The 23,437-nt window shown below is 68.8% G+C and carries 24 protein-coding genes; 13 read left to right on the forward strand and 11 right to left on the reverse strand.

Annotated features, from left to right (window positions below):
* Positions 1-25: 25 nt before the first annotated feature.
* From E0W60_RS17535 to E0W60_RS17555, 5 genes are all read right to left on the reverse strand, one after another.
* The gene (locus E0W60_RS17535) at positions 26-1,390 is read right to left on the reverse strand and encodes an MFS transporter (RefSeq protein WP_135705067.1); all 1,365 of its coding nucleotides are present in this window, start codon (positions 1,388-1,390) and stop codon (positions 26-28) included.
* Between the two features lie 149 nt (positions 1,391-1,539).
* Positions 1,540-2,193 carry an aldolase gene (locus tag E0W60_RS17540; RefSeq protein ID WP_135706249.1) on the reverse strand — a complete coding sequence of 218 codons (654 nt, stop codon included), beginning with the start codon at positions 2,191-2,193 and terminating at the stop codon, positions 1,540-1,542.
* The gene (gene otnK, locus E0W60_RS17545; protein ID WP_133096899.1) at positions 2,193-3,464 is read right to left on the reverse strand and encodes a 3-oxo-tetronate kinase; all 1,272 of its coding nucleotides are present in this window, start codon (positions 3,462-3,464) and stop codon (positions 2,193-2,195) included. The genes E0W60_RS17540 and otnK overlap by 1 nt, the downstream gene beginning before the upstream one ends.
* Before the next feature lie 12 nt (positions 3,465-3,476).
* Complete coding sequence (gene ltnD, locus E0W60_RS17550; protein ID WP_133096900.1) at positions 3,477-4,370, reverse strand: L-threonate dehydrogenase; 894 nt, start codon at positions 4,368-4,370, stop codon at positions 3,477-3,479.
* A 50-nt stretch (positions 4,371-4,420) separates the two neighbouring features.
* The gene (locus E0W60_RS17555) at positions 4,421-5,176 is read right to left on the reverse strand and encodes a FadR/GntR family transcriptional regulator (protein ID WP_135705068.1); all 756 of its coding nucleotides are present in this window, start codon (positions 5,174-5,176) and stop codon (positions 4,421-4,423) included.
* Positions 5,177-5,385: 209 nt separating this feature from the next.
* Here E0W60_RS17555 and E0W60_RS17560 point away from each other — a divergent pair, with 209 nt between their 5' ends.
* Entirely contained in the window at positions 5,386-5,814 is a 429-nt protein-coding gene (locus E0W60_RS17560) for a GNAT family N-acetyltransferase (protein WP_133096902.1), read from the forward strand.
* Positions 5,815-5,830: 16 nt separating this feature from the next.
* Here the strand turns inward: E0W60_RS17560 and E0W60_RS17565 are convergent, their stop codons facing one another.
* From E0W60_RS17565 to E0W60_RS17575, 3 genes are all read right to left on the reverse strand, one after another.
* Complete coding sequence (locus E0W60_RS17565) at positions 5,831-6,658, reverse strand: NRDE family protein (RefSeq protein ID WP_133096903.1); 828 nt, start codon at positions 6,656-6,658, stop codon at positions 5,831-5,833.
* A gap of 79 nt (positions 6,659-6,737) precedes the next feature.
* Entirely contained in the window at positions 6,738-7,028 is a 291-nt protein-coding gene (locus E0W60_RS17570; RefSeq protein ID WP_029048215.1) for a DUF4936 family protein, read from the reverse strand.
* A 23-nt stretch (positions 7,029-7,051) separates the two neighbouring features.
* Positions 7,052-8,068: a YgfZ/GcvT domain-containing protein gene (locus tag E0W60_RS17575; protein WP_135705069.1), complete on the reverse strand. Its 1,017-nt coding sequence runs from the start codon at positions 8,066-8,068 to the stop codon at positions 7,052-7,054.
* Between the two features lie 182 nt (positions 8,069-8,250).
* Here E0W60_RS17575 and mltG point away from each other — a divergent pair, with 182 nt between their 5' ends.
* From mltG to E0W60_RS17615, 8 genes are all read left to right on the forward strand, one after another.
* Complete coding sequence (mltG, locus tag E0W60_RS17580; RefSeq protein WP_135705070.1) at positions 8,251-9,246, forward strand: endolytic transglycosylase MltG; 996 nt, start codon at positions 8,251-8,253, stop codon at positions 9,244-9,246.
* Positions 9,247-9,253: 7 nt separating this feature from the next.
* Positions 9,254-9,865, forward strand: a complete 612-nt coding sequence (tmk, locus tag E0W60_RS17585; protein ID WP_133096906.1) for a dTMP kinase — start codon at positions 9,254-9,256, stop codon at positions 9,863-9,865.
* A gap of 28 nt (positions 9,866-9,893) precedes the next feature.
* The gene (locus E0W60_RS17590) at positions 9,894-10,907 is read left to right on the forward strand and encodes a DNA polymerase III subunit delta' (RefSeq protein ID WP_135705071.1); all 1,014 of its coding nucleotides are present in this window, start codon (positions 9,894-9,896) and stop codon (positions 10,905-10,907) included.
* A gap of 98 nt (positions 10,908-11,005) precedes the next feature.
* Positions 11,006-11,410: a PilZ domain-containing protein gene (locus E0W60_RS17595; RefSeq protein ID WP_135705072.1), complete on the forward strand. Its 405-nt coding sequence runs from the start codon at positions 11,006-11,008 to the stop codon at positions 11,408-11,410.
* A 37-nt stretch (positions 11,411-11,447) separates the two neighbouring features.
* Positions 11,448-11,972: a GNAT family N-acetyltransferase gene (locus E0W60_RS17600; RefSeq protein ID WP_135705073.1), complete on the forward strand. Its 525-nt coding sequence runs from the start codon at positions 11,448-11,450 to the stop codon at positions 11,970-11,972.
* Between the two features lie 24 nt (positions 11,973-11,996).
* Positions 11,997-12,791: a TatD family hydrolase gene (locus E0W60_RS17605; protein ID WP_135705074.1), complete on the forward strand. Its 795-nt coding sequence runs from the start codon at positions 11,997-11,999 to the stop codon at positions 12,789-12,791.
* Positions 12,784-13,542: an ankyrin repeat domain-containing protein gene (locus tag E0W60_RS17610; protein ID WP_135705075.1), complete on the forward strand. Its 759-nt coding sequence runs from the start codon at positions 12,784-12,786 to the stop codon at positions 13,540-13,542. Before E0W60_RS17605 ends, E0W60_RS17610 begins: the two co-directional genes overlap by 8 nt.
* Positions 13,543-13,555: 13 nt before the next feature.
* Positions 13,556-13,963: a YkvA family protein gene (locus tag E0W60_RS17615; RefSeq protein WP_135705076.1), complete on the forward strand. Its 408-nt coding sequence runs from the start codon at positions 13,556-13,558 to the stop codon at positions 13,961-13,963.
* 26 nt (positions 13,964-13,989) lie between these two features.
* On the opposite strand, the gene egtB is transcribed toward E0W60_RS17615, so the two are convergent.
* Both egtB and E0W60_RS17625 read right to left on the reverse strand, forming a co-directional pair.
* Entirely contained in the window at positions 13,990-15,279 is a 1,290-nt protein-coding gene (egtB, locus tag E0W60_RS17620; protein WP_133096913.1) for an ergothioneine biosynthesis protein EgtB, read from the reverse strand.
* Between the two features lie 206 nt (positions 15,280-15,485).
* Complete coding sequence (locus E0W60_RS17625) at positions 15,486-16,106, reverse strand: FMN-dependent NADH-azoreductase (RefSeq protein ID WP_133096914.1); 621 nt, start codon at positions 16,104-16,106, stop codon at positions 15,486-15,488.
* Positions 16,107-16,224: 118 nt separating this feature from the next.
* Here E0W60_RS17625 and E0W60_RS17630 point away from each other — a divergent pair, with 118 nt between their 5' ends.
* The 3 genes from E0W60_RS17630 to E0W60_RS17640 all read left to right on the forward strand — a co-directional run bounded on the left by E0W60_RS17630 (position 16,225) and on the right by E0W60_RS17640 (position 18,471).
* Entirely contained in the window at positions 16,225-17,172 is a 948-nt protein-coding gene (locus tag E0W60_RS17630; protein ID WP_133096915.1) for a LysR family transcriptional regulator, read from the forward strand.
* Between the two features lie 219 nt (positions 17,173-17,391).
* On the forward strand, positions 17,392-17,802 hold the full coding sequence (locus E0W60_RS17635; protein ID WP_133096916.1) for a DoxX family protein: 411 nt from the start codon (positions 17,392-17,394) through the stop codon (positions 17,800-17,802).
* Between the two features lie 102 nt (positions 17,803-17,904).
* Positions 17,905-18,471 (forward strand): DUF4136 domain-containing protein, encoded by a 567-nt coding sequence (locus E0W60_RS17640; RefSeq protein WP_135705077.1) that lies wholly within the window; start codon positions 17,905-17,907, stop codon positions 18,469-18,471.
* A 16-nt stretch (positions 18,472-18,487) separates the two neighbouring features.
* Here the strand turns inward: E0W60_RS17640 and E0W60_RS17645 are convergent, their stop codons facing one another.
* Positions 18,488-19,708 (reverse strand): EAL domain-containing response regulator, encoded by a 1,221-nt coding sequence (locus E0W60_RS17645; protein WP_135706250.1) that lies wholly within the window; start codon positions 19,706-19,708, stop codon positions 18,488-18,490.
* A gap of 208 nt (positions 19,709-19,916) precedes the next feature.
* Here E0W60_RS17645 and E0W60_RS17650 point away from each other — a divergent pair, with 208 nt between their 5' ends.
* On the forward strand, positions 19,917-23,423 hold the full coding sequence (locus E0W60_RS17650; RefSeq protein ID WP_135706251.1) for an FtsK/SpoIIIE family DNA translocase: 3,507 nt from the start codon (positions 19,917-19,919) through the stop codon (positions 23,421-23,423).
* Positions 23,424-23,437 lie beyond the last annotated feature (14 nt).

Here is a 23,437-nt window from a genome sequence, read left to right on the forward strand (position 1 = left end):
CCAGCGCGACCGGCCCGGCCGGATTTCAGCGGTTGACCAGTTTAGCCGGCGTCAGCCACACCAGCACGGCGCCCACCACCAGGATCGCGGACAGCACGTACATCGGCAGCTGCGTGCTGTGCGTCAGGTCCTTCAGCGCGCCAACCATGTATGGCGACACGAAACCGGCCAGGTTGCCGACCGAGTTCACCACGGCGATGCCGGAGGCGGCGGCAATGCCGGACAGGAACGCGGTGGGCAGCGACCAGAACAGCGGCGCGCAGGTCAGCACCCCGGCGGCGGCCAGCGACAGCGCGGCGATGGACACGGTCGTATTGTTGGTGAACGAGGCGGCAATGGCGAAGCCCACCGCACCCATCAGCGCCGGCACGATCAGGTGCCAGCGGCGTTCCTGGCGCGCATCGGCGCTGTGGCCGAGGATGTTCATGACGATGATGGCGCAGATGAACGGGATCGCCGACAGCAGGCCGATCTTCAGGTTGCCGGTGACGCCGCTGGCCTTGACCAGCGTGGGCATCCAGAACGTCAGCGCATACTGGCCGGTGACGAAGCAGAAGTAGATCAGGCACATCCACCACACGCGGCGGTCGCTGAACACGGCGCCCAGCGAATGGCCGTGGGCCTGGCCGGCGGCGGCGCCGGCCTTCTTCTGGTCTTCCTCGACATTGCGCTTGAGCACGCGCTTTTCATCGGCGCTGAGCCACGGTGCCTTGTCGATGCCGTCGCGCAGCACGAAGATCGTCACCACGCCGATGACCAGCGCGGGCAGGGCTTCCAGCAGGAACATCCACTGCCAGCCGCTCATGCCATGCGTGCCGTTGAAGGCGTCCATGATCCAGCCCGACAGCGGGTTGCCGAACATGCCGGCGACCGGGATGCCCGACATGAACAGCGCGATCATCTTGGCGCGGCGGTTGGCCGGGTACCAGTAGGTCAGGTACAGGATCACGCCGGGGTAGAAGCCCGCCTCGGCCAGGCCGAGCAGGAAGCGCATCACGTAGAACTGTGTCGGCGTCTTCACGAACAGGAACAGCGCCGAGATGATGCCCCACGTGATCATGATGCGCGCGATCCAGATGCGCGCGCCGATCTTGTGCATCAGCAGGTTGCTGGGCACTTCGAACAGGAAATAGCCGATGAAGAACAGGCCGGCGCCCAAGCCGAACACGGTCTCGGAAAAGGCCAGGTCCTGGCCCATCTGCAGCTTGGCAAAGCCGACGTTGACGCGGTCGAGGTAGGCGACCACGTAGCACAGCATCAGGAACGGCATGATGCGCCAGAACACCTTGTTGTAGGCGCGTTTCTCGATCTGGGTGTCGGTGTCGAGCCGGGCGTTGCCGCCCAGGCTGTCGAAGGCTGGCACGCTGGCCGCCGGTTGGTTGGATGGCATTGGTGGTCTCCGGGTAGAGTCAGTCTGGTCTAGTAATGGGTGGCGGCCGCGCGAATTGCAGGCATGCGCGTGTCCCGCACGGTGGCCACAAGGCAACCGCGCCGGTCAGATTCGTATGGCCGTGTCAGTCGGAAAAACGGGTGGCCGTGCTACCAGCGCGCCCGGAAGGCGTCACGCAATTCAGCCAGTGCGCCGTCAGGCAGCGCCGCGCGGGCGGCGAAGCCCGGCGTGTCTTTCATCATCATCCATAGCTTGGCGGTCTCCTCCAGTTCTTCCAGCGCGAACGCGGCGCGCGAGACGCTGGACTCCCACACCACCGGACCGAGGCGCTCCAGCAGCACGCCGCGCACCTGCGCGGCCAGCGTGGCCACGCGCGCGGCGACCGCGGGATCACCGGGCCGGTGATAGGGAATCAGCGGGATATGGCCGACCTTCATCACGTAATACGGCGTGAGCGGCGGCAGTACGTCGTCCGGTTGCCAGGCACCGGCCAGCGTCAGGGCCACGAGGTGCGTCGAGTGCGTGTGCACCACGGCGTGCGCCCCGGGGTTATTGTCGTAGATCGCGCGATGCAGCGTGAGCGTCTTGGACGGCTTGTCGCCCGACACCCAGGTGCCGTCGGCGGCGACCTTGGCTACCGCGGCCGGATCCATCATGCCCAGGCAGGCGTCGGTCGGGGTGATCAGCCAGCCATCGTCCAGCCGCGCGCTGATGTTGCCGGCCGAGCCGACGGTATAGCCGCGCTGGTAGAGGCTGGCGCCGATGCGGCAGATCTCTTCGCGCAGCTTGCTTTCGGTGCTCATCATTGGCCTCCGAGCTGGCGCAGCGCTTCGTCAAAGAAGTCCGGGCCGCCGAAATTGCCCGACTTGAGCGCCAGGGCCAGCGGCGTGGCGCCGAGCGTGACCGTGGCCGGCACGCCGGGTGCGATCTGCGTGCCAATGCGCAGCGCGCGGACGTTCAGCGCCTGCACCACGGCGCCGGAGGTCTCGCCGCCGGCGACGACAAAGCGGCGCGTGCCGCGTGCGAGCAGGCCGGCCGCGACGGTGGCCAGGCATTGCTCGACCAGGTGGCCGGCGCGCTCGACGCCCAGTTCGGCCTGCACGGCCTTGACCTCGTCGGGGCTGGAAGTGGCGTAGACCAGCACCGGCTCGTCGTGCGAGGCGGCGAAGTCCAGCGCGGCGTCGGCCACGGCTTCGCCGCGCGCCAGCGCGAGCGGGTCGATGCGCAGCGCCGGGCGACCTTGCTCCAGCCAGCGGGCCACTTGCCCGTTGGTCGCGCGCGAGGCGCTGCCGGCCAGCACCACGCCCGGGCCGTCGACGGCCGGGACCGCGTCGGCATCGCCACGCTGCGGCAGCAGGCCGGCGCGGCGGAAATTCCCGGGCAGGCCCAGCGCGATGCCGGAGCCGCCGGTGATCAGCGGCAGGCCGGCGCAGGCTTCGCCCAGCGTGAGCAGGTCGGCGTCAGACACCGCATCGGCGACCGCCAGCCGCACGCCGTCGTGGCGCAGCGACGCGATGCGGTCGGCCGTGGCCTGCGCGCCGCGCGCGACCGCGTCATAGCGCAGCAGGCCGACCTTGCTCTGGCTTTGGCGCTGCAGCACGCGCACCAGGCTGGCATCGGTCATCGGCGTCAGCGGGTGGTGCTCCATGCCCGATTCGTTGAGCAGCGCATCGCCCACGAACAGGTGGCCGCGGAAGATGGTGCGGCCGTTCTCGGGGAAGGCGGGGCAGGCGATGGTGAAATCGCTGTCCAGCGCGTTCAGCAGCGCTTCGGCGACCGGGCCGATATTGCCGGCATCGGTCGAATCGAAGGTCGAGCAGTACTTGAACACGAACTGGCGGCAGCCCTGCGCGCGCAGCCATTCCAGCGCGGCCAGCGACTGCGCCACGGCCTCGGCGGCGGGGATGGTGCGCGATTTCAGCGCGACCACCAGCGCATCGGCCGCGCCGGTATCGGCCACGGATTCAGGCACGCCGATGGTCTGCACGGTGCGCATGCCATTGCGCACCAGAGTGTTGGCGAGGTCGGTGGCGCCGGTAAAGTCGTCGGCGATACAGCCAAGGAGCGCGGTCATCGTTGGTGCTCCTTATTCGGCCGTGCCCGGCAGTTCGATGCCCGGGAAGATCTTGATCACGGCCGAATCGTCTTCGCCGCCGTGGCCGGCGGTGGAGGCCATCATGAACATCTGGTGCGCGGCGGCCGACAGCGGCAGCGGGAATTTGCTGGTGCGCGCGGTGTCGAGCACCATGCCAAGGTCCTTGACGAAGATGTCGACCGCCGACAGCGGCGTGTAGTCGCCCTTCAGGATATGCGGCACGCGGTTCTCGAACATCCACGAATTGCCGGCGCTGTGCGTGATCACGTCATAGAGCGCGTCCGGGTCCACGCCTTCGCGCATGCCAAGCGCCATCGCCTCGGCCGCGGCGGCGATATGCACGCCGGCCAGCAACTGGTTGATGATCTTGACCTTGGAGCCCGCGCCGTGGGCGGCGCCCAGGCGGTATACCTTGCCGGCGATGGCGGCCAGCACGTCCTCTGCCAGCGCGTAGGCTTCGGCGGGGCCCGAGGTCATCATGGTCATCTCGCCGCTGGCGGCGCGCGCGGCACCGCCGGAGACCGGCGCGTCAAGCATCAGCAGGCCCTTTTCGGCGAGGCGCTGTCCCAGCGTCTCGGCAAAGCCCGGCGGCACCGTGGCGCTGGCGATCACCAGCTTGCCCGGCTGCATCTCGGCCACGGCGCCGTTGGCGCCGAACAGCACGGCCTCGGTCTGCTGCGCGTTGACGACCAGCGTCAGCACCACGTCGCAGCGGCTGCCCAGCTCGGCGGGCGACGCGCACGGCACGCCGCCTTCATCGGCAAAGCGCTGCAGTACTTCGGGACGCAGGTCGCAGGCGTGCACCTTGAAACCGGCACGCAGCAGCGACTGCGCGACACCAAAGCCCATGGCACCAAGGCCGATGACGCCGATATTCCTGGACATAGAGGACTCCTGAATCTGATACGGGGAAAGCTTGAAAGGTGCGGCTGGCGTCAGTTCGACGCGCCCCGCGTGGCGGCGGCTTCATCGTCACCGGCGCCGTTCTCGTCGGCGCCCAGCTGGGCCAGCCGGCGGGCGGCGTTGTACATGTGGTTCTGCGCGGCATTGCGCGCGGCCAGCGGGTCGCCGGCGCGGATCGCCGCGACGATGGCCTGGTGTTCCTCGCGCACCTGGCGCGAGAAGTCGGCGCGGCGTGCCTCGTTGGTCCGGGTCACGCGGGTGGCCGCTTCGAGGTACTGGCTGAGGAATTCCAGTGTCTTCAGGAAGTAGGGGTTGCCGGTGGCGCCGGCGATGGCGCGATGGAAGGCCACGTCCGCGGCCACGCCGTCGCCGCCTTGCCCGACTTCCTCGTCGATGCGGGCCAGCGCGGCATCGATGGCGGCCATCGATGCGTCGGTGCGGCGGCGCGCGGCCTGCGCGGCCACCTCGGCTTCGATCGCGCGGCGCAGCTCGACGATCTGCAGCACCGATTCCAGCGTGCCGGTGTCGGTGTAGTCGATGCGCAGCGGCCGGATGCCGGCCTGCAGCGTCACGAACACGCCGCTGCCCTGGCGCGATTCGACGACGCCTTCGTACTTCAGCCGGGAAATCGCCTCGCGCACCACGGTGCGGCTGACGCCGAACTCTTCGGACAGCACCGCCTCGGTGGGCAGCTTGTCGCCGCGGGCAAAGGCGCCGCTCTGGATCTTGTCCAGCAGCTGTTCGGCGACGTTGTCGGTCAGCGCTCGGGCAGGGACTTTCTGGAACATGCGGATTCGCCGGGTTATTCGGTAATCAGGTCATCATACAAATTTGCTAGGACCATGCGATCCCGGGAAAACCCTAGGATGGTGCGTTGGTAGTTACCAATGCTCCACTTTGGTGCTTCGCCGCCTGCCCCGGGCTGGCGTATCATGGGCGCCCGCCCGAGCCTGGAAGGCCGGGACACCTATTGCTACCCACGCCAGACCCAACCGCCATGCCAGTCACCGTCCTGATCTGCCCCTGGTCCGAAGCGCGCGAACGTGCCCGCGCCATCCGCTACACCGTGTTTGTCGAAGAGCAAAACGTGCCGGTGGAACTGGAATGGGACGAATGGGACGAGCCCAGCTGGCACGCGCTGGCGCTGGCCGGGGATGGCACCCCGGTGGCCACGGGCCGGCTGCTGCCCGACGGCCATATCGGCCGCATGGCCGTGCTGAAGGCGGCGCGCGGCACCGGCGTCGGCGCGCAGGTGCTGCGGGCGCTGATGGAGAAGGCCGCGCAACTCGGCTACCCGGAACTGGTGCTCAATGCCCAGACCCATGCCGCGCCGTTTTACCTGCGCGCGGGGTTTGCCCAGTCGGGGGAGGAGTTCGAAGAGGCCGGCATCCCGCATATCGAGATGCGCAAGCGGCTGGCGGGCTAAGCGCCCGCTGCCGCCATTACCGCGGCGCCTGCACGATGCCCGTATCGCGCGGCAGGTTCAGCTTGCCGTGGTAGGACACCTCGCCGATGCGGCCACTGGCGTCGAAGCTGCGTTCGCTCAGGTCGAAGCGGCCATCGTGCCGCACGCGCAGCACCGTGCTGGCGCGGGTGCCGTATGACGCCGAGCGGATAAATGCCGATGACAGCAGCTTCTCCCACTCCGGCGCGACGCCGGTCGAGGGCAGCTCGAAATCCGCCGCCTGGCGCTCGTCGGCCAGCATCTGCAGGTAGGGCTCGGCGCTGGCATCGGCTCGCCCGCTGTCGGCCGCCAGCACCTCGGCAAGCGCGCCCACGCGGCTGCGCACCTTGGGCCAGGGGGTGTCGAGCAGTGCATTGGACAACCCGTACAGTCCCGGGCGCAGCTTCTGCGGCTGGCGCGTGGCCGAGCGGTTGCTGTACCACCAGAGTTCGCGCAGGTCGCAGGCAAGCAGGTTGAAGCCGTTGTAGCAGCCATCCTCGCCGGCCAGCCCGTCGAGATAATCGAACGGCGCATCATGGCCGCGCAGGAAGCCGGCCACCAGCTCGCCGCGCGAGCGCGCGTCGGTGCGTTTCTCGGAAGGGGCGCGGTAATTGGTCAGCGCGGCAAAACGCCCGTCGGCGTTGACGCCCATCCAGGTGCCGGGCTCGCCGATCACTTCCGCCAGGTCGCGTCCGGCCAGCACCTGAGGCGCATCCTGCCACCAGTGCACGGCCGCCGCGGGGCGGACATAGAATTCATCGCGGTTGCCGGCAACGACCAGGGCATAGTCCGGGTGGGATTGCCAGGCAACCAGGATCAGGCACATCGTTCGGCTTCCTTTGCCGCCGGGGACGCTGGGCGCGCGGGCGTTCCGGCGTACTTCGCGTTTCTGCAGTTCCGGGACGCTACAGCACGTCCAGGTCGATAAAGTGTTCGGCCTGCCGCTCGCCGTCCACCCACTGGTCCAGCCCGCTCTGGCGCCACAGGCCGGCCAGCGTGACATCGAAGGCGGGCGGCACGTCGGCGTAGCATTCCATCCAGGTCTGCACGCCGGCTCGGGTCTCGGGCCTGCGCATCAGCGTACCACCAATTCCGGTCGCCTCGGCAACCGTCTCCATCCAGCGGTGCCAGAGCGGCAGCGCTTCGGCGGCAACGGCCTCGGGCACGCGGAAATAGACGAACAGGTGGTCGCTCATGGCAGGGTCCCGGTTCCGAAATGTCAGCCCGCCGCCTGGGCCGCTTCGCCCAGCGGCACGTCGTAGGGCAGGGTGGCGGTCGCCAGCGCAGGGCCTTCGGCGCTGCCCAGCCGCAGCGCGCTGCCGGCGGCGTCGATCTTCAGCTCGGCCAGCCCGGCCCAGCCGCCCTGCGGCGCGGGCGCGGCGTTGACGATCATGCCGCACGGCTGGCCGGGGTCTTCCGGCCGGTAGATCTCCGCCGCGGGCGCCGGCACCTCGCCATCGCCCTGCACCAGCCACATGCGGCGCTTGAGCGTGCCGCGGTACTGGCTGCGCGCGACGATTTCCTGGCCCGGGTAGCAGCCCTTGCGGAAATTCACGCCGCCGACCAGCTCGAAATTGATCATCTGCGGCACGAACTGTTCCTGCGTCGCGGCGACGATGCGGGGCAGGCCGGACTGCACTTCCTGCCAGTCCCACAGCGCCGGCGGCGCGTCCTGCAGCTTGCCGGCCAGCGCCGCGCGCACGGCCTCGGCGCGCCCGGCGGGCAGCAACAGTTGCCAGCGCGGCTGCCCGGCGGCGTCCGGCAGGCGGATCACGGCAACGCCGTCGGCCTCGGCAACGGCAAAGGCCGCTTCCGGCGCCGGCAGGTTCGCGGCCGCCAACGCATCGGCGGCACCGGCACCGGCGACGCCGACGATGGCGCTGGCGGGCGTGATATCGGCCAGTTTTGCCTTGGAGCGCAGCACGAACATCGACAGCCGCTTCTGCACCGCGGCCTGGATATCGGCGGACAGCTGCAGCACGATGCCTTCAGCATCGCGCCACATCAGAAAGGTGGCGAGCAGGCGACCCTTGGGCGAACAGTAGCCGGCCAGGCGCGCGGAGCCCGGCGTCAGGTCCTCGACCGCATTGGTGAGCTGGGTGTGCAGGAAGCTGGCGGCATCGTCGCCGGCCACGCGGATCAGTCCGAGCCCGGCGGGGGCACAGACGATTCCGCTTGCCTGCAAGGATTCGAGGCTGGCGGCGAGTTCCGGGGCTTTGGCATTCATCACTGGCATTGCGAAATCGTGGCGATCGTCCGAGACAGATCGGGTTGGAAAGGCACCGGTGGCGGCGCGCGCGGCCAGGTGCGCAAGAGGCGCCGGAGCCGCCGCGCATGGTCGGTGCGAGGCTGCCGGTTATTATATGGGGCTACGAGATTTTCGGCCGATGCGCCGCAGTCTCACCCCGATCCTGATACATGAAACGTTTTTTCCTTCGCCTGGGCCTGGCGTTCCTGCTACTCGCGCTGGCGGCAGCCGGCGGCTTTGCGTGGTGGGCCAATCACCCGCTGGCGCTGAACCGTTCGCCGGTCGAAGTGGTGATCAAGCCCAATTCGGGCGTAGCCAGCGTCGGCCGCCAGATCCAGCGCGGCGGCGTCGGCATGGACCCGCGGCTGTTCACGCTGCTGGTGCGCCTGACCGGCCACGGGCCCGACCTGAAGGCCGGCGGCTATGAATTCGAGACCGGCGCCACGCCGCTGTCGGTGATGGGCAAGCTGGTGCGCGGCGAAGTCACGCACTACGTGGTTACCGTGATCGAGGGCTGGGAGTTCCGCAAGATGCGCGCGGCGGTCGATGCCAGCCCGGCGCTGAGCCACGATACGCGCGACATGTCCGACGCGCAGCTGATGAAGGCAATCGGCGCCGCCGAGGCCTCGCCCGAGGGGCTGTTCTTCCCGGACACCTACCTGTTCGCGCGCGGCAGCAGCGATATCGACCTGTACAAGCACGCCTATCGCGCCATGCAGCGCCGGCTCAATGAAGCCTGGAACGCACGCGCGCCCGACCTGCCGTACAAGTCCCCGTACGAGGCGCTGGTGATGGCGTCGATCGTGGAGAAGGAGACCGGGCAGGCGTCGGAGCGCCCGATGATCGCCGCGGTGTTCATCAACCGGCTGCGCAAGAACATGATGCTGCAGACCGACCCGACCGTGATCTACGGCCTGGGCCAGGCCTTCGACGGAGACCTGCGCAAGCGCGACCTGCAGGCCGACACCCCGTACAATACGTACACCCGCACCGGCCTGCCGCCCACGCCGATCGCGCTGCCGGGCCTGGCCTCGCTGGCGGCGGCCACCGCACCGGCGCCGTCCGATGCGCTGTACTTCGTCGCCCGCGGCGACGGCAGCAGCCATTTCTCCAACTCGCTACCCGAACACAACCGCGCGGTCGACAAGTACCAGCGCGGCAAATAGGCATTCCATGCGCGGAAAATTCATCACTTTCGAAGGCATCGACGGCGCCGGCAAGAGCACCCATATCGACTGGGTGGCGGCCCGGCTGCGGGCGCGCGCCGGCATTCCCGCCGTGGTCACCACCCGCGAGCCGGGCGGCACGCCGCTGGGCGAAGACCTGCGCCAGCTGCTGCTGCACCGGAAAATGCACCTCGAGACCGAGGCGCTGCTGATGTTCGCGGCGCGCCGCGAGCATATCGCCGAGGTCATCGACCCCGCGCTGGCACGTGGCGAATGGGTGATCTCCGACCGCTTCACGGATGCCACCTTTGCCTACCAGGGCGGGGGCAGGGGCCTGCCGACGCAGCGGCTCGAAGTGCTGGAAGACTGGGTGCAGGACGGCCTGCAGCCGGACCTGACGCTGCTATTCGACGTGCCGCTGGAAACCGCCAGCGAGCGGCTGGCCGGAGCCCGGGCGCCGGACAAGTTCGAGGCGGAATCGCGTGCGTTCTTCCAGCGCACCCGCGACGAATACCTGCGCCGGGCCGCGGCGGCACCGGGGCGCTTCCGCGTGATCGACGCCACGCGCAGCATCGACGCAATTCGAGAAGAACTCGATCAGATTATCGCAACCCTTTGATCTGACGGCACTATACTCCCTGATTCACATGCTCTATCCCTGGCAGAAGGAAGACTGGCAACGGCTCGGCATCCTGCGCGAACGGCTCCCGCATGCCTTGCTGATCCATGGCCAGCAAGGCATCGGCAAGCGCGACCTGGCGCTGCATTTCGCGCAAGGCCTGCTTTGCGAAGCGCCGCGGCCCGACGGCCAGCCCTGCGGCCAGTGTTCCGCGTGCCACTGGTTCAGCCAGGGCAATCACCCTGATTTCACCGTGGTGCGCCCCGAGGCGCTGGATGCCTCGGCCGAGCCTGATACCGACGAAGGCGGCAAGAAAAAGGCGCCGAGCAAGATCATCCGCATGGAGCAGGTGCGCGCGCTGATCGAGGCGGTGGGCGTCGGCACGCACCGTGCAGGCCTGCGCGTGGTGGTCGTGTATCCGCTCGATGCGTTGCAGACCGAGGGCGCCAACGCGCTGCTGAAGACGCTGGAGGAACCGCCCCCGTCGACCGTATTCCTGCTGGTGACCGACCGGCTCGACCGTATCCTGCCGACCATCCTGTCGCGCTGCCGCCAGTTCTCGGCCCAACGCCCGACGCCGGAGGCCGCGCTCGCGTGGCTGCAGGGCCAGGGGGTTGCCGATGCCGAGGCCCAGCTGGCGCAGGCCGGCGGTTCGCCGCTGACCGCGCTGCACGCGGCCGAGGCCGAGGAGCAGCCGCTGCAACGCCTGCTGGTCAGCCAGCTGGGCGCGGGCGCCGCGTTCGACGCCTCTGCAGCCGCCGAACAACTGCAGAAGCTGCCGGTGCCCGCCGTGCTTGGCATCCTGCAGCGCTGGACGTACGATCTGCTGAAGCTGCGGCTGGATGGCGCCGGCGGCACCGCGCCGCGCTACTTCCCCAAGGAGCGCGCCGCGCTGGCGCGCTGCGCCGGGGCCACCGACGCGCACCGGCTGCAGGCCTACGCGACGCGGCTGACCGCGCATCGCCGCAGCGAGAACCATCCGCTAGCGGCAAGGCTGGTGATGGAGGCAGTATTCCTGGAGTACCGGCAGCTGTTCCGATAAGGCAGCGCCCCTACGCAGTGCCGCTACGCAGTGCCGTTTCGGGGCAACACCATAACAACAAGCAGTAACAAGCAGCATCGTCATTCAGGGGGTCAACCATGAACACTGCAGTCACCGGGGCACCGCCGGGCGCCCCGCTGGGCGCGCCGACCGGCAGCGGTGCGGCATCGCGTCCCAACGTGCTGTCGTTGTCGATCAAGGATCAGGCCGGGCTGTACGCGGCCTATATGCCATTCCTGGCGCGCGGCGGCATTTTCGTGCCGTCGAACCGCCCGTTCCGGCTGGGCGAGCAGGTGTTTCTGGTGCTGTCCCTGCTGGACCGGCCGCAGAAGTACCAGATCGCGGGCCAGGTGGCCTGGATCACCCCGGCGGGCACGCCGATGAAGACCCCCGGCGTCGGCGTACACTTCCCCGACGACGACAACGGGCGCAACCTGCGCCGCGCAGTGGAGGAGATCCTGGGCAAGATGCTGGAATCCGGGCGCCCCACGCAAACCATATGAAGATTGCGAAGATTGCTTCGCAATCCATTGATAGTTAATGAATTCTTCCCGTTTTTCCCTGCGCATTGCCGAGCCCCGCGACCTGCCGGGCATCGTGGCGATCTATAACAGCACCGTGCCGTCGCGCATGGTCACCGCCGACACCGAGCCGGTCACCGTGGACTCGCGCCAGGCCTGGTTCGACGCCCACCAGCCCGGACGCCGCCCGCTATGGGTGTGCGAGGATGCCGACGGCCGCATGGCCGGCTGGATGAGCTTCTCGGATTTCTATGGCCGCCCGGCCTATGGCGGCACCGCCGAGGTCTCGATCTACCTGGACGCCGAGCGCCGGGGCCAGGGGCTGGGCCGGTACTTGCTGCAGCAGGCCATCGACCATGCGCCCGCGGTCGGCGTGAATACGCTGCTCGGCTTCATCTTTGGGCACAATGCCCCCAGCCTGGGCCTGTTCGCCGCGATGGGCTTTACCCGCTGGGGCGACCTGCCGCGCGTGGCCGTGCTCGACGGCGTCGAGCGCGACCTGATCATCCTCGGCCTCCGCGTGGATGGCGGGCAGCCGGCCTGAGCGGCCGAAGACAAGAGAATTCCCATGTTTGTCGATTCCCATTGCCATATCGATTTCCCCGAGCTGGCCGCGCGCCTGCCCGAACTGCTGGAAAACATGCGCGCCAACCAGGTCACGCATGCGCTGTGCATCTCGGTGACGCTGGAGGACTTCCCGCGCGTGCTGGCGCTGGCCGAGCAGCATCCCAACCTGTATGCCTCGGTCGGCGTGCATCCCGATTATGAAGAGGGGGAGGACCCGTCCGTCGAGCGCCTGGTCGAGCTGTCGGCGCATCCGCGCGTGATCGGCACCGGCGAGACCGGGCTGGACTACTACCGCCTCAACGGGCGCAGCATCGCCGACATGGAGTGGCAGCGCGAACGCTTCCGCAACCATATCCGTGCCGCGCGCCAGACCGGCAAGCCGCTGATCATCCATACCCGTTCGTCCGCCGACGACACGCTGCGGCTGATGCGCGAAGAGAACGCGGGCGAAGCGGGGGGCGTGATGCACTGCTTTACCGAGACCTGGGACGTCGCCCGGCAGGCGCTGGACCAGGGCTTCCATATCTCGTTTTCCGGCATCGTCACCTTCAAAAGCGCCGCCGACCTGCAGGAGACCGCGCGCAAGGTGCCGCTCGACCGCATGCTGATCGAGACCGATTCACCCTACCTGGCACCCGTGCCATACCGCGGCAAGACCAACGAGCCGGCCTGGGTGCGCCACGTAGGCGAGTTCATTGCGCAGCTGAGGGGGGTGCCGGTGGCGCAGGTGGCTGAGCAGACCACGGAAAATTTCTTTAACCTATTCAAGCACATCGACAGGAATGCTCATGTTTGACCTGAAGTCTGTCCGCCGTGCCGCCGGCGCCGTGGTGCTGGCGGCGGCCACGCTGGCGCAGGCCACGCCGGCCGACGACATGCGCAAGGCGGTCGAGTTCGACGATGCCAATACCGTCAGGAAGCTGCTGGCCAAGGGCGTCGATCCCAATATCGTCGACAGCCGCGGCAACCCGGCGCTGGTGCTGGCGCTGCGCGAGAAGTCGCTCAAGGTGGCAACGGTGCTGATCCGCGCCAAGGACATCGATTTCGACAAGGCCAACCCCGCCGGGGAGACCCCGCTGATGATGGCGGCGCTGCAGGGCCAGCTCGACATGGTCAAGCTGATGGTCGACGAGATGGAGGCCGAGATCAACAAGACCGGCTGGACCCCGCTGCACTACGCCGCCACCAATGGCCACAACAACGTGGTCAAGTACCTGGTCGACCATGCCGCGTATATCGACGCCGAGTCGCCCAACGGCACCACGCCACTGATGATGGCCGCGCGCGCGGGCCATATCGAGACCGTCAAGCTGCTGCTGGACGAAGGCGCCGACATGCGCCTGAAGAACCAGCAGGGCATGACCGTGATCGACTTTGCCGAGCGCTACAACCAGGCCGAGATCGCCAACGGGCTGAAGTCGCGCTGGCAGAAGATGTATCCGCAGACGCCGATCGTGCCGGCGCCGCCGCTGAAGGCGCCCACCGGGACGCCGGGCGGCCAGCGTCCCGCCACCGCGCCGGCTGCGCCGCAGACCAAGGGCTGGTAAGGCGCGCCCCGGCATGGATGCAACCCCCGCCCCGACCGCACCGGGCCGGCTGCGCCAGTGGGCACGGCGGCTCAAGGCCAGCCTGCTGACACTGTGGTTCTGCAGCCGCCACTCCGGCACGCCGCTGGGCGCGCGGCTGCTGGCGGTGCTGGTGGTCGGCTATGCCTTCAGCCCGATCGACCTGATTCCCGATTTCATCCCGGTGCTGGGCTACCTCGACGATGTCGTGCTGGTGCCGGTGGGCATCTGGCTCGCCTTGCGGATGATTCCGCCCGCGGTCACCGAGGAATGCCGCGGCCGCGCCGAGGCCTGGCAGGCCACCCATGCGCAACGGCCGCGCATTCGCGCGGCCGCCGTGGTGATCGTGCTGCTGTGGGGCGTGCTGGCGTGGCTGGCCTGGCGCTGGCTGGCGCCGCGCTGACAGCGCGCTGACAGCGGGCACAGCCTCTAGACGTCGTCCGCCAGCCGCACGCCCGTGAACTGCCAGCGCTGGTGCGGGTAGAAGAAGTTGCGGTAGGTTGCCCGGATATGCGATTCGGGCGTGACGCACGACCCGCCGCGCAACACCATCTGGCTGCTCATGAATTTGCCGTTGTACTCGCCGACCGCGCCGGCGTTCGGGCGGAAGCCGGGGTAGGGCAGGAAGGCGCTGCCGGTCCATTCCCACACATCGCCGAACATCTGGCGCAGCACGCCCGAGGTGTTCTGCCGGTCCGGCAGCGGCCGCAGCGCGCGGCCTTCGACGAAATTCCCCGTGGCCGGCAGGCTGCGCGCGGCGTGCTCCCATTCCGCCTCGGTCGGCAGCCGGCGCTCGGCCCAGCGCGCGAATGCGTCGGCCTCGTAGAAGCTGATATGGGTGACCGGGCTGTCCGGATCGACCGGATGCATGCCGCGCAGCGTCATCTGCCACCATGTGCCTTCGCGCGCTTCCCAGTACAGCGGCGCCTGGATGCCTTGCTCGCCGACCCAGCGCCAGCCGTCGGACAGCCACAGGCCGGCGGTCTGGTAGCCGCCGTCGTCGATGAACTCGAACCACTGGCGGTTGCTGACCGGGTGCGAGCACAGCGTGAACGGCTGCAGGTAGACCTTGTGGCGCGGCGCCTCGCAGTCAAAGGCAAAGCTCTCGCCGCCATGGCCGATCTCGACCACGCCGCCGTCGAAGCCGATCCAGTCGGGCGCCGGGCGCGGGTCGGCAATCACCGGCTCGGGCAGTTCCGGCGCAAAGGCCGGCCGCAGCGGATTCTGCGCGAACAGGTGCAGGATGTCGGTCAGCAGCAGTTCCTGGTGCTGCTGCTCATGCTGCAGGCCGAGCATGATCAGCGCGGCCTCGGCGTCGGTCTGGGCGCTGCCGAGCAGCGCCATCATCGACTCGTCCACGGCCTCGCGGTAGGCCAGCACCTCGTCCAGCGACGGGCGCGTCAGCAGGCCGCGCTGCGGGCGCGGATAGCGCGGGCCGACTGCCTCGTAATAGGAGTTGAACAGGTAGCGGTAGTCCGGGTCCACCGGCTCATAGTCGGGGATGCGCGCGGCCAGCACGAATTCCTCGAAGAACCAGGTGGTGTGCGCCAGGTGCCATTTCGCCGGACTGGCGTCGTCCATCGACTGCACGGTGGCATCGGCATCGGACAGGTCGGCCACCAGCGTCTCGGTGCTGGCGCGGACGTGGCGATACTGCGAAAGCAGGGCGGGTTCGTGCGGAGGATGGAGGGCGGCGGCGGGCAACAGGGCTGAAGTCATGCGGGCTCCCGGAATGGATCGATCGATGACTGCAGGCGGCCGGCGGGCGCGTCCTTGCTGGCTGCGCCAGCGTGCCGCCAATGGCACGCGGGGCGCCGTAGCGCCCCGATCCATCATAGACCCGATCCGTTGCCGGGGCGAGCAGGCGCCGTCCTACACGGCGCGCGGCTGCCCGCTGGCTTCAGTCAGCCATTCCAGCAAGCCGTTCAGGCGGCCAGCCGGGTGGCGTCGTTCAGCGCCGCGACTTCGGTGCGGGCGTTGGCCAGGCCGGCTTCGCGGAACTCCGGACCCATGGCCAGGCCGTGGGCGCGCACGTAGGTAATGTCGGTGATGCCGAGGAAGCGCAGCACCACGTCGACGGTGACTTCGTGCAGGTCCAGCGAATTTGCATCCTGGCGCACGCCGCCGCGCGACGACACCACGATCACGCGCTTGCCGCCGGCCAGGCCGACCGGGCCGTTTTCGGTGTACTTGAAGGTGCGGCCAGCCTGTGCGATGCGGTCGATCCAGGCCTTGAGCTGGCTCGGGATGCCGAAGTTGTACTGCGGCACGCCCAGCACCAGCACGTCGGCGGCGAGGAATTCGGCCAGGAACTGCTCGGTGCGCTCCAGCTCGGCTTGCTGCACGGCGTTCAGGCCATCCTTGGGACCGCCCAGAACCGGCAGCAGGTTGCCCGACAGGTGCGCCGGGCCATCCCGGTCCAGGTCGCGCACGGTGACCTTGGCTTCAGGGTTGGCCGCGACCAGGTCGGCCACCACGCTGGCGGTCAGGTTGCGGGAAACGGAGTTGTCGCCGAGGACGCTGGAATCGATCTGCAGGATGTTCATGTCTTTCTCCACGAAGGGGCGGTTGCGATGGAGGAAAGATACTGGCTGGCCATTGGTATCGGTAGTGAGGCAAAATGCAAATGATTGTTCTATCGATGCAACGCCAAGCCAAACCGTCATGCAAGACCTCAACGACCTGTCCCTGTTCGCGCAGGTGGTGGAACACGGCAGCTTTTCGGCGGCCAGCCGCGCCACCGGCGTCCCCAAGTCGCGCCTGAGCCGGCGCATCGCCCAGCTGGAGCGCGACCTGGGCGTGCAGCTGCTGCGCCGGACCACACGGCAGGTGCGCGTGACGCCGCTTGGCGAGTCGTTCTACGAACGCTGCCGGGCCATGCTCAACGAAGCCCAGGCCGCGCGCGAAGTGATCGAGCAGGCGCGCGAGCAGCCTGGCGGCACGCTGCGCGTCAGCTGCCCGGTGGCGATAGCGCAGATCCTGCTGGCGCCGGCCATCGGGCATTTCATGCGGGCCAACCCGGCGGTGCGGATCGAGCTGGAGGCGACCAACCGGCGTGTCGACGTGATCGCCGAGGGCTTCGACCTGGCGCTGCGTGTGCGCGAGGTGATGGAAGACTCGAGCCTGGCCGTGCGCACCTTCGGCGAGAGCCAGCTGATGCTGGTGGCCAGCCCCGCGCTGCTCGACAGCATCGGCCGGCCGCGCACGCCGCAGGCGCTCGACGGCATGCCCGGCGTGGGCCAGCACCCGCATGACGGCAAGCATGTCTGGATGCTGCGCTGCCAGCCCGGCGAGACCATCCAGATCGCCTACGACCCGCGCCTGGTCACCGATGAATTCGCGCTGCTGCGCGAGGCCGCGATCGCCGGCGTGGGCGTGGCCATGCTGCCGCGCATGTACTGCCGCGATGCCATCGACAGCGGCCAGCTTGAACTGCTGCTGCCCCAGTATGAGATGCCGGTCGGCACGCTGCACGCGGTGTTCCCGTCGCGCAAGGGCGTCACGCCGGCGACCCGGCGCTTTCTCGATTTCCTGGGCGAGATCCTGCCCGAGTGCGCGCGCAAGGTCGGCATGGTCGAACCGAGGCAGCCGGCCATGCACAGGGTGGTCTAGCGCGCGCCCCGTCCGGGAGCGTGTGGTGTGATCGGCGAGAGGGCGGACGTCGCACGGATCTCGGCCGCGCGGGTCATCGGCGCGCCACGGGCAAGTCTGGCAATTGCGGCTTTACCTTCACGCCGGCTCGCACTAAGGTACAGGGGCGGCACCTGCGCGTGAGGGTAAAGGCGCATGGAAGCCGGACCGTTCCCAAAAAACTCGGCAAGGAGAATGGCCATGGGTGGCTCTCAGGATTTGGGCAAGGCGCTGTTGCGCATCGTGCTTGGCGTGCTGATCCTGATGCACGGCATCGCCAAGGTGACCGGCGCATCCGGCATCGGTTTCGTGTCGAAGGTGGTCGCGGATGCGGGGTTGCCGGCCTGGGTTGCCTATGGTGTCTATATCGGCGAGCTGGTGGCGCCGATCCTGCTGATCATCGGGTTGTGGAGCCGGCTGGCGGCGATCATCGTCGCCATCAACATGCTGTTTGCGCTGTTCCTGGTGCACAGCGCCGAATTCGGCGCGCTATCCAAGACCGGCGGCTGGGCGCTGGAGCTGCAGGGCATGTTCCTGGGGGCGGCGCTGGCGGTGGCGTTGCTGGGCGCCGGCAGGTTCAGCGTGGGCGGCATCAACGGGAAGCTCAACTAGCTTCCGCGGGTCTGGCGCCGCGCGGCACCGTGGCGTTCCGGCGCCGCGCGGATGGGCAGGGGTGCCGGGTGAACGCGTGACCGTGGCCTCTGGAGACGTATCGTGAAATCCTTCCGGTTGTCCTTTCCGCTGGTGGCGGTGGCGCTGACCGTGGCGGGCTGCGCCAGCGCGCCCGACATCAAGACCGACTACAATCGCTCGGCCGACTTCAGCGCCTACCGCAGCTTCGGCTTCGTCGAGCATCCGGGCACCGACCGACAGGGATACGAGAGCCTGACCACCCAGTACCTGAAGGGCGCGGTACAGCGCGAGATGACCGCGCGCGGCTACCGCTACGCGCAGCAGTCCCCGGACCTGCTGGTCAACTTCAACACGCGGTTGCAGGAAAAGGTCCAGGTCAGCCCGGCGCCGGCGCCGATGATGGGCTATTACGGCTATCGCGGCGGCCTCTATGCGCCGTGGCCCGGCTACGGCTTCTACAACGACGTCTATACCTACACCGAAGGCACGCTCAATATCGACCTGGTCGATGCCCGCCAGAAGAAGCTGGTGTGGGAAGGCGTGGCGGTGGGCAGCGTCGATACCGGCGACAAGGCCGATGCGCAGCAGCGCATCGACAAGGTCGTGGGGCAGATCTTTGCGAAGTACCCGTTCCGCGCGGGGCAATAGCTCGCACTAGCCTGCACTAGCCGGGCCGCGGCGCGCGCTCGATCGCCTCGGCGATAAAGGCATCGACGGGCTTGGGCGCCGACCACAGGTAGCCCTGGCCAAGCGGGCAGCGCAGCGCGCGCAGTGCTGCGCGCTGCGATTCCGTTTCCACCCCTTCGGCCACGCACTCCAGCCCCAGGTCGCGCGCCATTGCGATCATGTGGCGGCAAATGGCTTCGCGCTGGCCGTGGCCGTCGATCTGCGCGACGAAATAGCGGTCCAGCTTGAGCTGGGTGAAGGGCAGGTCCGCCAGCAGCTTGAGCGTGGCGATGCCGATGCCGAAATCGTCGATCGCCACGCCGTAGCCCATCAGCCGCAGCCGGTTCAGCGCGACCGACAGCGCCACCGTGTCGGGCACGGGATAGCCTTCGGTCAGTTCCACCGTCAATGCGCGCGGCGACACGCCGCTGGCCGCCACCAGCGTATCGAGCTGTTCCAGCACGCCCGGCCGGCACAGGGTTTGCGCCGACGCGTTGATGCCCAGCGTGATGTCGATGCCTGCGGCCTGCAGTCGCTGCTGTGCCGCCAGGCACTGGCGCACGACGAATTCAAACACCAGGTGGGCGGCGTCCAGCGCTTCCAGGCGCGGGACAAAGGCATCGGGCCGCAGTAGTCCGTGCCGCGGATGGCGCCAGCGCACCAGCGCTTCGGCGCCGGCCAGCCGGCCGCTGGCAAGGTCGTGCTGCGGCTGCAGCATCACCAGCAGGCCGTTGCCCGAGCGCGCCGCGGCGGTCAGCTCGGCATCGTCGGGCAAGCAGGCGGGCATCTGTGCGTCGTGTTCCGGGCCGGGCGCCAGCACGGCGGCCAGGACTTCCTCTACGGCATCGCGCGAGAGGGGTTTGCGCAAGGCATGCACGCGCGCAATGCCCGCGGCGTGCGCCAGGCTGCGATTCGATTCCAGGATGTCATCCGCCAGCGCGGTAACCCAGACCCAGACCGGCGGTGCCGCGGCAAACGCCTGCGCGCCGCGGCGATGCAGTTCGGCGATCAGTTCCGGGCCATTGCCGCCAGGCATCTCGATGTCGCACAGCACGGCGTCGAACGGCTGGCGGCCAAGCAACTCGGCGGCCTGCATGCCGCTCTGCGCCGACACCACCGTCTGCACCCCCAATTGCCGCAGCAGTCCCTCGGCCGCGAGCCGCTGGAACGGGTGGTCTTCGACAACGAGGATGCGCAGGGTAGCGTAACGGATCGGCATGGGAGGGGGGCGCGGCGAGCGCATCCGGGCATGGTAGCGCGGCATCGGCGCGCCGGCCAGCAGTGGGGCTGTCGCCATGGCGCAGCGAAATTGGCGATATAGCCGGTGAAACGCGCTGCGTTACGAATATTTGCGCTTTCCGGTTCAATGACCCGCTGCCATACCCGCTACAATCGCTGCCCGTAGTTTTGAACATGGCATGTCGATAATGGGTTTGGGCTGGTTCGGATTCTCGACTTTCTGGGTGCTGCCGCTGGTCTGGCGGATGGCCGGGCGCTGGCTTGCCGGCGATCGCCGTCTGGCCGGGCCGGGCTCGCTGCGTACCTGGCTCGGTACGCTGGCGGTGCTGTGTGCCAGCGCCAGCCTGGAGGCGCTCACCGGCGGGTCCGACCCGGAGTCCAGCGCGGGCGGTTCCGCGGGACGCGCGCTTGCCGGCATGTTCGGCAACCTGTTCGGCTGGACCGGTGCCTTGCTGCTGATGCTGGGCGTGCTGGCGCTGGCGGCACCGATGGTGTTCGGCGAAACCTGGCGCAGCCTGTTCGCGCGCAAGCCGCGCCGCGCGGCGGACCCTGATGCCCCGACAGACGAGCCGGCGCCGGCCTTCACCAACCCGTTCGCCAATACTTTCACGCCGCAGGCGCCGCGCGAAGCCGAGCGCCGCGAGGCCGCCACCGGCGCCCAGGGCAACTGGAGCGCGCCGCCCCAGCGCCACCGCAGTTTCGAAGCGGTTTCGGCGCGGCGCCAGCCCGCGTGGCAGCCGCCGCGGCGTACCCGTGAATCGCCGCCGCAGCCGGGCGAGATCTGGCTGCATGCTGCCGATGCGCCGGCCGCGGGCAAGACCGTGCGCGCCGCGGGACCCTCCGCTGCGGCAGGCGCGGCCCAGGCCGTTGCGCAGGCGGCGCCGGCAGCACGGCCTGCGCCGGCGCCGGCGCCACGCAAGCCCGCAGCGGCCGCAGCGGCCGCAGTGGCTGCAGCGCCGGCACAGGCAGCAGCGGCCGCACGTCCTGCGCAACCCCCGCGCGCAACCGTCGTCAGCAGCCCGTTCCGACAGCCGCAGCCATTGGTGCGCTCGTCGATCACGACTTTGCCGGAGGCGCAGGCGAAGGCGGCGGCAACGGTGCCATTGGCTGCGCTCTCGCCTGCCGCAGAGGTTGTGCCTGCCGCGGCGGCCGGCGTTGTCCAGGCAGCAGTCGAGCCGGCGATTGCCATCGCCAAGCCGGCGGTGCCGGAAACGCCGGTGGCCGAGGCCGACACGGCTGTCGCCGCTGACACAGTTGTGATCGAGCCCGACGACGCGGCGCCGGTCACGCCGGCAGGGGCGGCAGAATCGGCAGAGCCGGCAGAGCCGGCAGAGCCGGCTGCGCAGCCGGCTATCGACAAGGACATTGCCGGCGACATCGACGCCGTCACGCTGGCAGCAATCCGGCAGGAAGCGCTGGACCTGCTGGCCGAGTTGCAGGCGCTGGCGGGCAAGGCCAGGCAGCCTGCGTCCGTAACGGAAGTCGCCGCAGTTCCTGAAAGTCCCGCAATCACGGCGGCGCTGGCCGACATTGCCGACGCGACGGATGCTGCGGACGAAATCGATGCTGCGCCGAAGGATGAAGCAGACGGCCTGGTCCCGGCAGGCGAAACTGAGGTCGAAAGCCAGCCTGTGGGCGCCGTGCCGGCTGACGACACTGACGATCTCGGTGCCGTGGCACAGGCCGTCGCTACCTCGGCGATGGAGGAGGAGAGTGGGGCTGCACCGGCCTCGGCCGACCCTGCCGCCGAGCGGGACACGGAAACGCTGATGGACGGTAACGGTCTGGTCGGCGAAGCGGTTGCTGATAGGGGGGCAGGCGAACCTCATGCGGAGGCGGAGGTCGCTGAGGCCGTTGAGGTTGCTGAATCGGCCGAGGTCGTTGAGTCGGCTGAGGTCGTTGAGTCGGCTGAGGTCGTTGAGTCGGCTGAGGTCGTTGAGGCAGCTGAAGCAGTTGAGACTGTTGAAGCAGTCGAGTCAACCGAAGCTATCCAGCCGGAACAAGAGCTAGCGGCTGCCGCGATCGAGGCGGCAGCGGAACCTGCGGAAGCGACCGTCGCACCCGAGCCGGCACCGCCCCCGATCGCCGCGCCCCTGGCCAAGCCCCGCATCGTCCTGCCGGCCGTGGTCGGCCGCACGGTGCCGCTGGGCTCGAGCCAGCCCGCTCCCGCACCCGCACCGGTTCCCGAACCGCCCGCGCCCCGCCCGCCGGTCGACTACCGCCTGCCGCCCGCCGACCTGCTGGAAAACCAGCTCGACAGCGGCGAGCAGGTGTCGGAAGAGCGCCTTCGCGACACCGGTGAACTGATCGCGCAGCGCCTGGCCGAGTTCAAGGTACCCGTCGCCGTGGTCGGCGCCGATGCCGGCCCGGTCATCACGCGCTTCGAGGTAGAGCCCGCCATGGGCGTGCGCGGCGCGCAAGTCGTGGGTCTGATGAAGGATCTTGCCCGCGCGCTCGGCGTGACCTCGATCCGCGTGGTCGAGACCATCCCCGGCAAGACCTGCATGGGCCTGGAGCTGCCCAATGCGCGCCGGCAGATGATCCGGCTGTCCGAGATCGTCCAGGCGGCCTCGTTCCAGGCACACCATTCGCGCCTGGTGCTGGCGATGGGCAAGGACATCACCGGCAATCCGGTGGTCACCGACCTGGCGCGCGCGCCGCACCTGCTGGTGGCGGGCACCACGGGTTCGGGCAAGTCGGTCGCGGTCAACGCCATGATCCTGTCGATGCTGTACAAGGCCACGCCGGAAGATGTGCGCCTGATCATGATCGACCCCAAGATGCTCGAGCTCTCGGTCTACGAGGGCATCCCGCACCTGCTGTCGCCGGTGGTCACCGACATGAAGCAGGCCGCGCACGCGCTCAACTGGTGCGTCGGCGAGATGGAAAAGCGCTACAAGCTGATGTCGGCGCTGGGCGTGCGCAACCTGGCCGGCTACAACCAGAAGATCCGCGCCGCCGAGGCGGCGGAGCGCAAGGTGCCCAACCCGTTCTCGCTGACGCCGGACGCGCCCGAGCCGCTGTCGCGGCTGCCGATGATCGTGGTGGTGATCGACGAGCTGGCCGACCTGATGATGGTCGCGGGCAAGAAGATCGAAGAACTGATCGCGCGTTTGGCCCAGAAGGCCCGCGCCGCCGGCATCCACCTGATCCTGGCGACGCAGCGACCGTCGGTCGACGTGATCACCGGGCTGATCAAGGCCAATATCCCGACGCGGGTGGCGTTCCAGGTCTCGTCCAAGATCGACTCGCGCACCATCCTCGACCAGATGGGCGCCGAGAGCCTGCTCGGCCAGGGCGACATGCTGTTCCTGCCGCCGGGCACCGGCTACCCGCAGCGCGTGCACGGCGCCTTCGTCGCCGACGAGGAAGTGCACCGCGTGGTAGAGCACTGGAAGCAATTCGGCGAGCCGGATTACGATGAAGCCATCCTGGCCGGCGACCCGGCCGAGGCCGGCGGCGCCGACCTGTTCGGCGAAGGCAGCGGCGATGGCGAAGCCGATCCGCTGTATGACGAAGCCGCGTCCTTCGTGCTGACCAGCCGGCGCGCCTCGATCTCGGCAGTGCAGCGCCAGCTGCGCATCGGCTACAACCGCGCCGCGCGTTTGATCGAGCAGATGGAAGTCGCCGGGCTGGTGTCGCCAATGGGCCGCAACGGCGCGCGCGACGTGCTGGCGCCGGGGCCGGCGGACTGACACGACGTTACCTT

Origin of the sequence: Cupriavidus oxalaticus, from assembly GCF_004768545.1 — a bacterium.
Taxonomy (GTDB): Bacteria; Pseudomonadota; Gammaproteobacteria; order Burkholderiales; family Burkholderiaceae; genus Cupriavidus; species Cupriavidus oxalaticus_A.

Excerpts from the sequence above, each read along its gene's own strand:
- E0W60_RS17535 (WP_135705067.1), bottom strand. The coding sequence starts at position 1,390 with ATGCCATCCAACCAACCGGCGGCCAGCGTGCCAGCCTTCGACAGCCTG.
- E0W60_RS17540 (WP_135706249.1), bottom strand. The coding sequence starts at position 2,193 with ATGAGCACCGAAAGCAAGCTGCGCGAAGAGATCTGCCGCATCGGCGCC.
- otnK (WP_133096899.1), bottom strand. The coding sequence starts at position 3,464 with ATGACCGCGCTCCTTGGCTGTATCGCCGACGACTTTACCGGCGCCACC.
- ltnD (WP_133096900.1), bottom strand. The coding sequence starts at position 4,370 with ATGTCCAGGAATATCGGCGTCATCGGCCTTGGTGCCATGGGCTTTGGT.
- E0W60_RS17555 (WP_135705068.1), bottom strand. The coding sequence starts at position 5,176 with ATGTTCCAGAAAGTCCCTGCCCGAGCGCTGACCGACAACGTCGCCGAA.
- E0W60_RS17560 (WP_133096902.1), top strand. The coding sequence starts at position 5,386 with ATGCCAGTCACCGTCCTGATCTGCCCCTGGTCCGAAGCGCGCGAACGT.
- E0W60_RS17565 (WP_133096903.1), bottom strand. The coding sequence starts at position 6,658 with ATGTGCCTGATCCTGGTTGCCTGGCAATCCCACCCGGACTATGCCCTG.
- E0W60_RS17570 (WP_029048215.1), bottom strand. The coding sequence starts at position 7,028 with ATGAGCGACCACCTGTTCGTCTATTTCCGCGTGCCCGAGGCCGTTGCC.
- E0W60_RS17575 (WP_135705069.1), bottom strand. The coding sequence starts at position 8,068 with ATGCCAGTGATGAATGCCAAAGCCCCGGAACTCGCCGCCAGCCTCGAA.
- mltG (WP_135705070.1), top strand. The coding sequence starts at position 8,251 with ATGAAACGTTTTTTCCTTCGCCTGGGCCTGGCGTTCCTGCTACTCGCG.
- tmk (WP_133096906.1), top strand. The coding sequence starts at position 9,254 with ATGCGCGGAAAATTCATCACTTTCGAAGGCATCGACGGCGCCGGCAAG.
- E0W60_RS17590 (WP_135705071.1), top strand. The coding sequence starts at position 9,894 with ATGCTCTATCCCTGGCAGAAGGAAGACTGGCAACGGCTCGGCATCCTG.
- E0W60_RS17595 (WP_135705072.1), top strand. The coding sequence starts at position 11,006 with ATGAACACTGCAGTCACCGGGGCACCGCCGGGCGCCCCGCTGGGCGCG.
- E0W60_RS17600 (WP_135705073.1), top strand. The coding sequence starts at position 11,448 with ATGAATTCTTCCCGTTTTTCCCTGCGCATTGCCGAGCCCCGCGACCTG.
- E0W60_RS17605 (WP_135705074.1), top strand. The coding sequence starts at position 11,997 with ATGTTTGTCGATTCCCATTGCCATATCGATTTCCCCGAGCTGGCCGCG.
- E0W60_RS17610 (WP_135705075.1), top strand. The coding sequence starts at position 12,784 with ATGTTTGACCTGAAGTCTGTCCGCCGTGCCGCCGGCGCCGTGGTGCTG.
- E0W60_RS17615 (WP_135705076.1), top strand. The coding sequence starts at position 13,556 with ATGGATGCAACCCCCGCCCCGACCGCACCGGGCCGGCTGCGCCAGTGG.
- egtB (WP_133096913.1), bottom strand. The coding sequence starts at position 15,279 with ATGACTTCAGCCCTGTTGCCCGCCGCCGCCCTCCATCCTCCGCACGAA.
- E0W60_RS17625 (WP_133096914.1), bottom strand. The coding sequence starts at position 16,106 with ATGAACATCCTGCAGATCGATTCCAGCGTCCTCGGCGACAACTCCGTT.
- E0W60_RS17630 (WP_133096915.1), top strand. The coding sequence starts at position 16,225 with ATGCAAGACCTCAACGACCTGTCCCTGTTCGCGCAGGTGGTGGAACAC.
- E0W60_RS17635 (WP_133096916.1), top strand. The coding sequence starts at position 17,392 with ATGGGTGGCTCTCAGGATTTGGGCAAGGCGCTGTTGCGCATCGTGCTT.
- E0W60_RS17645 (WP_135706250.1), bottom strand. The coding sequence starts at position 19,708 with ATGCCGATCCGTTACGCTACCCTGCGCATCCTCGTTGTCGAAGACCAC.
- E0W60_RS17650 (WP_135706251.1), top strand. The coding sequence starts at position 19,917 with ATGGGTTTGGGCTGGTTCGGATTCTCGACTTTCTGGGTGCTGCCGCTG.